We start from the raw sequence: 11,421 nt of genomic DNA on the forward strand, positions 1-11,421 counted from the left end.
CGCGGCACCGTCAACCCAGGGGGAGCGCCCAGTGCGTCGAAGGATCGAGGTGCGGCCGTGACAGCGACAGCCGCCACGGGCTACTGCCGGGTGACCGTCGTCGCCCCGGACCGCCGGATCGACGTCGCCCTGCCCGAGGACGTCGCCCTCGCCGACGTCTACCCCGAGGTGCTGCGGCTGGCCAACCAGAGCCAGCCCGACGGCACCCCCACCGGCTTCCACCTGGTCCGCCGGGACGGCACCGTGCTCGACAGCAGCCTGTCCCTGGCCGCCCAACAGGTCCGCGACGGCGACCTGCTGGCGCTGCGCCCGTTCGCCGAATCGCTGCCGCCCGCCGTCTACGACGACGTCGCCGACGCCATCGCCAGCGCCGTCGAGGCCGACCGCCGGTTCTGGACCGTCGACCTGATGCGCGGCTTCGGCCTGATCGGCGCCGGGGTGCTGCTCACCCTGCTCGGCTTCGCGCTCTGGTTCTCCGACCTGCGCCACGACATGCACAGCCTGCCCGGCGTCCTGGCCGGCGTCGCCGCCGTCGTGCTCACCGCGCTCGCCGGGGTGCGCGCCCGGGTCTACCGGGACCCGCACGCCGCGGTCGCGCTCGGCCTCGGCGCCCTGCCGCACGCCATGATCGCCGGCAGCGGCGTCCTCGCCGTCGCCCACCCCGGCGACGGCCCCGGCCGGCTCCAGTTCCTGACCGGCTGCGTCACCGTCCTGGTGATCGCCGTGCTGCTCGCCGGACTGCTGCCGGAACGGGACGCGGTGTTCGTCGCCGCCGCCTTCGTCGCCGCCGCCGGCGCCCTCGCCACCTTCGCCGCCGTCCTGATGCCCGGCACCCCGGCCGGCCACATCGCCGCCGTCACCGGCGTCGCCGCGGTCGCCGCCGTCGGCTTCCTGCCCGGCCTCTCCGCCCGCTTCGCCCGGCTGCCGGTCGGCTTCAGCGCCCCCGGCCAGACCCGCACCCGCAGCCGCGACTACGACGAGGAGGCCGAGCGCGCCGAGGCCGTCCAGTACGAGCGGATCGCCCACCAGGCCCGCCGCGGCCACGAGGTGCTGGTCGGCCTGGTCGGCGGCTGCGCCGCGGTCGTGGTCGGCGCCTGCGCCGTCCTCTCCTTCACCGACCGGACCTTCCCCGAACTGCTCGCGCTCGCCCTGGGCCTCGCCACCATGCTGCGCGCCCGGCTGTTCCGCTACACCGCGCAGGTCCTCGGCCTCACCGTCGCCGGCCTGCTCGGCCTGTGCCTGCTGATCGTCGGCCTCTCCCTGCACACCCCGCAGTTCATCCTGCGCGCGGCCGGCTCCGGCACCGAGCTCGACCTGCGCACCGTCTGGCTGACCGCCTCCATCGCCTTCGGCGCCGCCCTGCTCACCGCGATCGCCCTGGTGGTGCCCCGGCTCGGCGTCTCCCCGTTCTGGGGGCGCATCCTGGACCTGGTGGACAGCCTCACCCTGATCTCGCTGGTCCCGCTGGCGCTGGCCGTGCTCGACGTCTACCGGCTGGTCCGCGGCGCCACCGGCTGAGCGCCCACCCGGCCGCCGCCGGGCGTCCGACCACCCCCGCCCGGCGGGGTGGGCCGCACTGGTACGCTTGGCCACCGAGCGCAGCCATGTGTCCGCCCACCCCGTGGGCAGCCGACCGCGGGCCGTGCTCACGACACCGAGTTCTCGCAGAGTCCTGTGCAGTCGACCAGGACCGCTCGGTAGACCTTGAAGGAGTTGCAGTGGCTCTCGCCTCTGACGTCAAGAAGCAGATCTTCGCCGAGTTCGGCCAGAAGGAGGGCGACACCGGCTCCCCCGAGGTCCAGGTCGCCATGCTGTCGCGCCGTATCTCGGACCTGACCGAGCACCTCAAGTTCCACAAGCACGACCACCACTCGCGTCGTGGCCTGCTGATCCTGGTCGGCCAGCGCCGCCGCCTCCTGCAGTACCTGGCCAAGAAGGACATCGAGCGCTTCCGTACGCTCGTCGACCGCCTGGGCATCCGTCGCGGTGCCGCCGGCGGCGCCCGCTAAGACCGCCGCTCGGGGCGGCTCCCCACACCGGGGAGCCGCCCCTCGCGCGTATGCCGCGGCGGTTCGACCGCGGCACCCTGGCATAACAACTCGCGCGCACCTCCCCAGGTGGCCGAGGATTGCACCGTAGGGTTGTGGGCATGCCGGGTGATGGCACTGCGCAGCAGCGCGCCACCCGGGCAGAAAGCCCGAACCCCCCGCGGGACGAAGGCTTCAAACGGAAGCCGCCCGCATCCGAGAGAGCGTCCAGACGCGGACCGCCCGTCCCGGCCCGGCAGCCGTGAGGCGCCGGTCCTCGGTAGTGGCCCCCGGAACCCCCGCAGCCGAGCGGGGCACCCCGGAGGCTTCGATCGAAGACCGGCCCGACTGCCGCCCTCCCTGGCAGGAGGGCCCCAGGGCCGACCCCGGCAACGCGCGGGGACGCTCTCCCGGAGACGTACGAAAGAGGAGATCTTCCAGGTGGAAGAGAACGTGTTCTACGCCGAGGCCGTGATCGACAACGGTTCCTTCGGCACCCGTACCATCCGCTTCGAGACCGGCCGCCTGGCCCGTCAGGCCGCCGGCTCCGCCGTGGCCTACCTCGACGACGACACCATGGTGCTGTCGGCCACCAGCGCGTCCAAGCAGCCGAAGGAGCACTTCGACTTCTTCCCGCTGACCGTGGACGTCGAGGAGCGGATGTACGCCGCCGGCCGCATCCCCGGCTCGTTCTTCCGTCGCGAGGGCCGGCCGTCCGAGGACGCGATCCTCACCTGCCGCCTGATCGACCGCCCGCTGCGCCCGTCCTTCGTCAAGGGCTTGCGCAACGAGGTCCAGGTCGTCGTCACCGTGATGGCGCTCAACCCCGACCACCTGTACGACGTGGTCGCGATCAACGCCGCCTCCGCCTCCACCCAGCTGGCGGGCCTGCCGTTCTCCGGCCCGATCGGTGGCGTCCGCGTCGCGCTGATCAACGGCCAGTGGGTGGCCTTCCCGACCCACAGCGAGCTGGAGTCGGCCGTCTTCGACATGGTCGTCGCCGGTCGCGTCCTGCCGGACGGCGACGTCGCGATCATGATGGTCGAGGCCGAGGCCACCGACAAGACCATCAAGCTGGTCGAGGGCGGCGCCGAGGCGCCGACCGAGGAGGTCGTGGCCTCCGGCCTCGACGCCGCCAAGCCGTTCATCAAGGTGCTGTGCGCCGCGCAGGCCCAGCTGGCCGCCCAGGCCGCCAAGCCCACCGGTGAGTTCCCGGTCTTCCTGGACTACCAGGACGACGTCCTCGCCGCGCTGAGCACCGCCGTCAAGGACGAGCTCGCCCAGGCCCTCACCATCCCGGGCAAGCAGGAGCGCAACGCCGAGCTGGACCGCGTCAAGGCCGTCGCGGCCGAGAAGCTGCTCCCCGAGTTCGAGGGTCGCGAGAAGGAGATCAGCGCCGCCTACAACGCGCTGACCAAGAAGATCGTCCGCGAGCGCGTCATCAAGGACAAGGTCCGCATCGACGGCCGCGGCGTCACCGACATCCGCACCCTGGCCGCCGAGGTCGAGGCCATCCCGCGGGTCCACGGCTCGGCCCTGTTCGAGCGCGGCGAGACCCAGATCCTGGGTGTCACCACGCTGAACATGCTCCGGATGGAGCAGCAGCTCGACACGCTCTCCCCGGAGACGCGTCGCCGCTACATGCACAACTACAACTTCCCGCCGTACTCGGTCGGCGAGACCGGCCGCGTGGGCTCGCCCAAGCGCCGCGAGATCGGCCACGGCGCCCTGGCCGAGCGCGCCATCCTGCCGGTCCTGCCGACCCGCGAGGAGTTCCCGTACGCCATCCGCCAGGTCTCCGAGGCGCTCGGCTCCAACGGCTCCACCTCGATGGGCTCGGTCTGCGCCTCGACCATGTCGCTGCTGAACGCCGGTGTGCCGCTGAAGGCCGCCGTCGCCGGCATCGCCATGGGCCTGATCTCCCAGGAGATCGACGGTGAGACCCACTACGTCGCGCTGACCGACATCCTGGGTGCCGAGGACGCGTACGGCGACATGGACTTCAAGGTCGCCGGTACCCGCAACTTCATCACCGCGCTGCAGCTGGACACCAAGCTGAACGGCATCCCGGCCTCCGTGCTGGCCGCCGCGCTGAAGCAGGCCCGCGACGCCCGCCTGCACATCCTCGACGTGATGAACGAGGCCATCGACTCGCCCGACGAGATGTCCCCGAACGCGCCGCGCATCATCACCATCAAGATCCCGGTGGACAAGATCGGCGAGGTCATCGGCCCCAAGGGCAAGATGATCAACCAGATCCAGGAGGACACCGGCGCCGAGATCACGATCGAGGACGACGGCACCATCTACATCGGTGCCGCCGACGGCCCGGCCGCCGAGGCCGCCCGCACCACGATCAACCAGATCGCCAACCCGACCATGCCGGAGGTCGGCGAGCGCTACCTGGGCACCGTGGTCAAGACCACGACCTTCGGTGCGTTCGTCTCGCTCATGCCGGGCAAGGACGGCCTGCTGCACATCTCGCAGATCCGCAAGCTGGCCGGCGGCAAGCGCGTGGAGAACGTCGAGGACGTCCTCGGCGTCGGCGCCAAGGTGCAGGTCGAGATCGCCGAGATCGACCCGCGCGGCAAGCTCTCGCTGATCCCGGTCGTCGAGGGCGAGGAGGCCGGCGAGGCCGCTTCCGAGTGAAGCGCCGCTAGCTGACCCCTGCGGCCCGTACGCCCCACGGCGTGCGGGCCGCACCCCGTTGTCCACGCGTTCGTCCGTACGTGCCATTCCACGTGCGTTTCCTCTGGAGGTACCCACCGTGGCCCAGGCCCCGGCGGTAAAGCAGCGTCCCGGCACCACCCGGACCCTGCTCAAGGGCGTCGACGGCGCCGGCACGGTGCGCCGGACCGTTCTGCCCGGCGGCCTGCGGGTCGTCACCGAGACCCTGCCGACGGTCCGCTCCGCGACCTTCGGCATCTGGGTCGGCGTCGGCTCGCGGGACGAGACCCCGCAGCTCAACGGCGCCACCCACTACCTGGAGCACCTGCTCTTCAAGGGCACCGAGCGGCGCAGCGCGCTGGACATCTCGGCGGCCCTGGACGCGGTCGGCGGCGAGATGAACGCCTTCACCGCGAAGGAGAACACCTGCTACTACGCCCGGGTCCTGGACACCGACCTGCCGCTGGCCATCGACGTGGTCTGCGACATGCTCACCGGTTCGCTGATCCGCACCGAGGACGTGGACGCCGAACGCGGCGTCATCCTCGAGGAGATGGCGATGGCCGAGGACGACCCGGGCGACGTGGTCCACGACCTGTTCGCCAGGGTGATCTACGGCAGCGGCCCGCTCGGCCGCCCGATCCTCGGCACCCAGGAGACCATCAAGGCGCTCACCCGGGAGCAGATCGCGGGCTTCTACCACCGCCGCTACCGTCCGGAGAACCTGGTCGTCGCCGCGGCCGGCAACCTGGACCACCGCAAGGTCGTCAAGCAGGTGCAGGAGGCCTTCGCCCCGGTGCTGGCCCGCTCCACGGCGGCGCCCGCCGAGGCCCGCCGCGGCGTCAAGGCGCTGCGCACGGCCGGCCGGGTCGAGGTGCTCAACCGCTCCACCGAGCAGGCCCACCTGGTGCTGGGCGTGCCCGGGGTGCCCCGGCACGACGAGCGTCGCTGGGCGATGGGCGTGCTCAACGCGGCCCTGGGCGGCGGGATGAGCTCCCGGCTGTTCCAGGAGGTCCGGGAGAAGCGCGGCCTGGCGTACTCGGTCTACTCGTACTCCTCGTCCTACGCGGACAGCGGCCTGTTCGGCATCTACGCCGGCTGCCAGCCCAAGCGCGTCGAGGAGGTGCTGCGGATCTGCCGCGACGAGCTGGCGAAGGTGGTCGCCGAGGGCATCACCGAGGAGGAGCTGCACCGCGCGATCGGCCAGATCTCCGGCTCCACCGTGCTCGGCATGGAGGACACCGGCTCGCTGATGAACCGGATCGGCAAGGCCGAACTCAGCTACGGGCACCACCTGTCGGTGGACGACATGCTGGAGCGGATCGCCGCGGTGACCCTGGACGACGTCCACGCGGTGGCCCGTGATGTGCTGGGCGCGTACCGGCCGTCCCTGGCGCTGATCGGACCGGTCAACGACAAGCGGGCCGCCCGGCTCGCCGATCTGCTCGTCTGAGTTCGCCTTCCCCGAGAGGAATTCCGCAATGACGCTGCGTGTCGCCGTGATCGGTGCCAACGGACGGATCGGCTCCGAGGCGGTCAAGGCCGTCGAGGCCGCGCCGGACCTGGAGCTGGTCGCCACCCTGGGCCGCGGCTCGAAGCTCGAGGAGCTGACCGCGGCCGGGGCCCAGGTCGCCGTCGAACTGACCCACCCGGACTCGGTGATGGGCAACCTCGACTTCTGCCTGCACCACGGCGTCCACGTGGTCACCGGCACCACCGGGTGGACGGACGAGCGGCTCGCGACGGTCCGCGGCTGGCTGGCCGACGCGCCGGAGCTCGGCCTGCTGATCGCGCCCAACTTCTCCATCGGCGCGATCCTCGGCATGAAGTTCTCCCAGGTCGCCGCCCGCTACTTCGAGTCGGTCGAGGTGGTCGAGCTGCACCACGACCGCAAGGCCGACGCCCCGAGCGGCACCGCCACCCGCACCGCCCAGCTGATCGCCGCGGCCCGCGCCGAGGCCGGCCGCCCGAAGCAGCAGGACCCGACCAGCCACAGCCTGCCCGGCGCGCGCGGCGCCGACGTGGACGGGGTGCCGGTGCACGCCGTGCGGCTGCGCGGCCTGCTCGCCCACCAGCAGGTGATGTTCGGCGACACCGGCGAGACGCTCACCATCCGGCACGACTCGCTGCACCACAGCAGCTTCATGCCGGGCATCCTGCTGGGCGTGCGCAAGGTCGTCGAGACCCCGGGGCTGACCTTCGGCCTCGAACACTTCCTGGACCTGTGACCGTGACGATCCCCAGGAGCGCGGCATGACCTCCCGTACCGGTTTCTTCGTCCTGTCCGGTGTGCTGCTGCTGGTCGCCCTCGTCTGCGTGGGGGAGGGCGTCCAGCTGGTCGCCACCGGCAAGCCGCTCGGCATCGGCATCGGCCTCTGCGCCTTCGTCATCCCGGTGATCGGCGTCTGGTTCCTGCGCCAGACCGTCCGCTTCGGCCGGGCCAGCGAGCAGCTCGCCCGCGAGCTGGAGGCCGAGGGCGGGCTGCCGGTCGACGAGCTCGAGCGCAGCAAGGGCGGACGGATCGACCGGGCCTCGGCCGACGCCGTGTTCACCCGTCGCCGGGCCGAGGCGGAGGCCGAGCCGGGCGACTGGCGGGTGTGGTTCCGCCTCGCCGTGGCCTACGCCGACGCCGGCGACACCCCGCGCGCCCGCAAGACCATGCAGCACGCCATCAAGCTGCACAGCACCGAACCCGCAAGGAGTAACGCGTGAGCGACGAACCGACGGCCCCCAGCTTCCGGAGCGAGGTGACGGTGGAGCTGGTCCGCAGCGCCGCCGCCGACTCGGACGTCATCTGGTCGGCCCGGGTCTCGACCGCGGGGGAGCAGTCCCTGGAGGCGCTCCAGCAGGACCCGGAGAAGTCCAAGGGCCTGATCAACTTCCTGATGCGCGACCGGCACGGCACGCCCTTCGAGCACAACTCGATGACCTTCTTCATCAGCGCGCCGATCTTCGTGTTCCGGGAGTTCCACCGGCACCGGAGCGGCTGGTCCTACAACGAGGAGTCCGGCCGCTACCGCGAGCTGGAGCCGGTGTTCTACGTTCCGGGCGAGGACCGCAAGCTGGTCCAGCAGGGCCGTCCGGGCAAGTACGAGTTCCACCAGGGCACCCCCGAGCAGCACAGCACCACCACCGGGGCGATGGAGGCCGCGTACCGCGAGTCCTACGCCCGCTACCAGGAGATGCTGGCGGCCGGCGTGGCCCGCGAGGTGGCCCGGGCGGTGCTGCCGGTCGGCCTGTTCTCGTCGATGTACGCGACCTGCAACGCCCGCTCGCTGATGCACTTCCTCTCGCTGCGCACCCGGCGGGAGAACTCGGCGGTGCCGTCCTTCCCGCAGCGCGAGATCGAGATGGTCGCGGAGCAGATGGAGGAGCAGTGGGCGCAGCTCATGCCGCTCACCCATGCGGCCTTCGAGAAGCACGGCCGGGTCGCCCCCTGACCTGGGACGACGGGCATATGGGCAGTGTGTCCCGCATGTCTGGATTGCGGCTTTTCTAGCCGCTCCCTACATTCGTGACCACGGATTCCGGTGCTGCCCGAACCCCCGAGCGGGCAGCACCGGAATCCCATTCCCCACCCCGGCCGGCTCCACCTGTCCGAACCATGGACCGGCGTGGAGGGCACCCCACCGCATACGAGTAGTTTTGGACGCATGGCTCCGACCTCCACCCCCCAGACGCCGTTCGGCCGGGTGCTGACCGCGATGGTCACCCCGTTCACCGCCGACGGCGCACTCGACATCGACGGCGCCCGGCGCCTCGCCACGCACCTCGTCGACTCCGGGAACGACGGTCTCGTCGTCAACGGCACCACCGGTGAGTCCCCGACCACCAGCGACGCCGAGAAGGCCCAGCTCGTCCGTGCCGTGGTGGAGGCGGTCGGGGATCGTGCCCACGTGGTGGCCGGGGTGGGCACCAACGACACCCGCCACAGCGTCGAGCTGGCCCGCCAGGCGGAGGCGGCCGGGGCGCACGGCCTGCTGGTCGTCACCCCGTACTACAACAAGCCCCCGCAGGAGGGCCTGTACCGGCACTTCACGCAGGTCGCCGACGCCACCGGCCTGCCGGTCATGACGTACGACATCCCGGGCCGCAGCGGGGTCGCGCTGAGCCACGAGACCCTGGTCCGGCTCGGCGAGCACCCGCGGATCGTCGCCAACAAGGACGCCAAGGGCGACCTCGGGGCGGCGGCCTGGGCGATCGCCCGCTCCGACCTCGCGTGGTACTCCGGCGACGACATCCTGAACCTGCCGCTGCTGTCCGTCGGGGCGGCCGGCGTGGTCAGCGTCGTCGGGCACGTGGTGGCCGGCGGGCTGAAGGCGATGATCGAGGCCTACCTGGCCGGCGATGTGGCCAAGGCCACCGTGATCCACCAGGGTCTGCTGCCGGTGTTCACCGGTATGTTCCGCACCCAGGGCGTCATCCTCACCAAGGCCGCGCTGGACCTCCAGGGCCTGCCGGCCGGGCCGCTGCGGCTGCCGCTGGTCGGCGCGACGCCCGAGGAGATCGACCGATTGAAGCAGGATCTCGCCGCCGGCGGGGTACACCTGTAACCGACACAGACGTGCGCGCCCCGGCTCGCCGGATCCGTCAGGGTCCGCCGCTGGACCGGACCGCAAGGCGCGAGAGCACCGACCCAGTAGGAAAACGACACTGAGTACGCACGCCATATGTCACCAGGGGGAGGACCCCGGGCATATGGCGTGCGTCGTGAGGAGAGTCTTTTGAGCCACCCGCACCCCGAACTCGGCGCACCCCCGGCCCTGAAGGAGGGCGCCCTCCGCATCACCCCGCTCGGCGGTCTCGGTGAGATCGGCCGCAACATGACGGTCCTCGAGTACGGCGACCGCATCCTGATCATCGACTGCGGCGTCCTCTTCCCCGAGGACGAGCAGCCCGGCGTGGACCTGATCCTCCCGGACTTCAGCTACATCCGGGACCGCCTGGACAAGGTCGACGGCATCGTCCTCACCCACGGGCACGAGGACCACATCGGCGCCGTCCCCTTCCTGCTCCGGGAGAACCCGGACATCCCGCTGATCGGTTCGAAGCTGACCCTCGCCCTGATCGAGGCGAAGCTGGCCGAGCACCGCATCCGGCCGTACGTGCTGGAGGTCAAGGAGGGCGAGCGCGAGCGCATCGGCCCCTTCGACTGCGAGTTCATCGCGGTCAACCACTCCATCCCGGACGCCCTCGCGGTGGCCGTCCGCACCCCCGCCGGCATGGTCGTGGCCACCGGTGACTTCAAGATGGACCAGCTGCCGCTGGACGGCCGCCTGACCGACCTGCCGACCTTCGCCAAGCTGGCGGAGGAGGGCATGGACCTGCTGCTGGTGGACTCCACCAACGCCGAGGTCCCCGGCTTCATCCCGCACGAGCGGGACATCTCGGCCGCGCTGCGAAACGTTTTCGCGAACGCCGACAAGCGCATCATCGTCGCCTCCTTCGCCAGCCACGTGCACCGCATCCAGCAGGTGCTGGACGCCGCGCACGAGTACAAGCGCAAGGTCGCCTTCGTCGGCCGCTCGATGGTCCGCAACATGGGCATCGCCCGCGACCTGGGCTACCTCAAGGTGCCCGGCAACATGGTCGTGGACGTCAAGCAGCTGGACGACCTGCCGGACAAGGAGGTGGTGCTGATCTGCACCGGTTCCCAGGGCGAGCCGATGGCCGCGCTGTCCCGGATGGCCAACCGCGACCACCAGATCCGCATCGTCGAGGGCGACACCGTCGTCCTGGCGTCCTCGCTCATCCCGGGCAACGAGAACGCGGTCTACCGCGTGATCAACGGCCTGACCCGCTGGGGCGCCAAGGTCGTGCACAAGGGCAACGCCAAGGTGCACGTCTCCGGCCACGCCTCGGCCGGCGAGCTGCTGTACTTCTTCAACATCTGCAAGCCGCGCAACCTGATGCCGGTGCACGGCGAGTGGCGCCACCTGCGGGCCGCGGCCGAGCTGGGCATCGCCACCGGCGTGCCGCGCAACCGCGTGGTCATCGCCGAGGACGGCGTCTGCGTCGACCTGGAGAAGGGCGTCGCCCGGATCGTCGGCAAGGTCCAGGCCGGCTACGTCTACGTGGACGGTTCCTCGGTCGGCGACATCACCGAGGCCTCGCTCAAGGACCGCAAGATCCTCGGCGAGGAGGGCTTCATCTCGGTCTTCGTCGCGGTCGACTCGGCCAACGGCAAGATCGTCGGTGGCCCGACCATCCAGGCCCGGGGCTCCGGCATCGACGACAACGCCTTCGGGCCGGTCGTCGCCAAGCTCCAGGAAGCCCTGGACCGCTCGGCGAGCGACGGCGTGCTGGAGCCCCGCCAGGTGCAGCAGCTCGTCCGCCGGACCATCGGCAAGTGGGTCGCGGACAACTACCGCCGCCGGCCGATGATCCTGCCGGTCGTCGTCGAGGTCTGAGCCTCCACTCGGGCCTGCTGAGGCTGGTTTGACGTGGGGCGACCCGGTGCGTAATGTTCTCCGGGTTGCCCCACGGGACGAGCCCCAAGGAAGTCCTCGAATGCGAATTCGAGAACAGCCGGGAAAACGGACCGAGAAACTCTGATAGAGTTCGGGAGCGCCGAAAGGCAAAAGCCAAATCGGATGAATGAAACTCCGGAAAACGGAGCGGAAAACATCTGATAAGCTGGAAACACGAAAGAACGAAGCGCCCGGAGGGCCCGCTGGAAGGCGGTCCGAAGGAAGTGTCCGTTCCTTGAGAACTCAACAGCGTGCCA

The 11,421-nt window shown here is 70.9% G+C and carries 9 protein-coding genes; all 9 read left to right on the forward strand.

The window, feature by feature from the left end:
• The first annotated feature begins 57 nt into the window (after nucleotides 1-57).
• Nucleotides 58-1,518: a type VII secretion integral membrane protein EccD gene (eccD, locus tag AB0O91_RS32510; RefSeq protein WP_363440916.1), complete on the forward strand. Its 1,461-nt coding sequence runs from the start codon at nucleotides 58-60 to the stop codon at nucleotides 1,516-1,518.
• Nucleotides 1,519-1,718: 200 nt separating this feature from the next.
• Nucleotides 1,719-2,009 carry a 30S ribosomal protein S15 gene (rpsO, locus tag AB0O91_RS32515; protein ID WP_188302791.1) on the forward strand — a complete coding sequence of 97 codons (291 nt, stop codon included), beginning with the start codon at nucleotides 1,719-1,721 and terminating at the stop codon, nucleotides 2,007-2,009.
• A 459-nt stretch (nucleotides 2,010-2,468) separates the two neighbouring features.
• Nucleotides 2,469-4,676, forward strand: a complete 2,208-nt coding sequence (locus AB0O91_RS32520; protein WP_363440920.1) for a polyribonucleotide nucleotidyltransferase — start codon at nucleotides 2,469-2,471, stop codon at nucleotides 4,674-4,676.
• Between the two features lie 118 nt (nucleotides 4,677-4,794).
• The gene (locus AB0O91_RS32525; protein WP_363440923.1) at nucleotides 4,795-6,147 is read left to right on the forward strand and encodes a pitrilysin family protein; all 1,353 of its coding nucleotides are present in this window, start codon (nucleotides 4,795-4,797) and stop codon (nucleotides 6,145-6,147) included.
• A 28-nt stretch (nucleotides 6,148-6,175) separates the two neighbouring features.
• Nucleotides 6,176-6,922, forward strand: coding sequence for a 4-hydroxy-tetrahydrodipicolinate reductase (gene dapB / locus AB0O91_RS32530; protein ID WP_363440926.1), 747 nt, complete (start codon nucleotides 6,176-6,178; stop codon nucleotides 6,920-6,922).
• A 25-nt stretch (nucleotides 6,923-6,947) separates the two neighbouring features.
• Nucleotides 6,948-7,406, forward strand: a complete 459-nt coding sequence (locus AB0O91_RS32535) for a tetratricopeptide repeat protein (RefSeq protein WP_363440928.1) — start codon at nucleotides 6,948-6,950, stop codon at nucleotides 7,404-7,406.
• Entirely contained in the window at nucleotides 7,403-8,134 is a 732-nt protein-coding gene (gene thyX / locus AB0O91_RS32540) for an FAD-dependent thymidylate synthase (protein ID WP_363440930.1), read from the forward strand. The genes AB0O91_RS32535 and thyX overlap by 4 nt, the downstream gene beginning before the upstream one ends.
• A 213-nt stretch (nucleotides 8,135-8,347) precedes the next feature.
• Nucleotides 8,348-9,247 (forward strand): 4-hydroxy-tetrahydrodipicolinate synthase, encoded by a 900-nt coding sequence (gene dapA / locus AB0O91_RS32545; RefSeq protein WP_363440933.1) that lies wholly within the window; start codon nucleotides 8,348-8,350, stop codon nucleotides 9,245-9,247.
• 171 nt (nucleotides 9,248-9,418) lie between these two features.
• Nucleotides 9,419-11,104, forward strand: a complete 1,686-nt coding sequence (locus AB0O91_RS32550; protein ID WP_363440935.1) for a ribonuclease J — start codon at nucleotides 9,419-9,421, stop codon at nucleotides 11,102-11,104.
• The last annotated feature ends 317 nt before the right edge of the window (nucleotides 11,105-11,421 follow it).

It is taken from the genome of Kitasatospora sp. NPDC089797 (assembly GCF_040684795.1).
In the GTDB taxonomy this organism is placed as follows: domain Bacteria; phylum Actinomycetota; class Actinomycetes; order Streptomycetales; family Streptomycetaceae; genus Kitasatospora.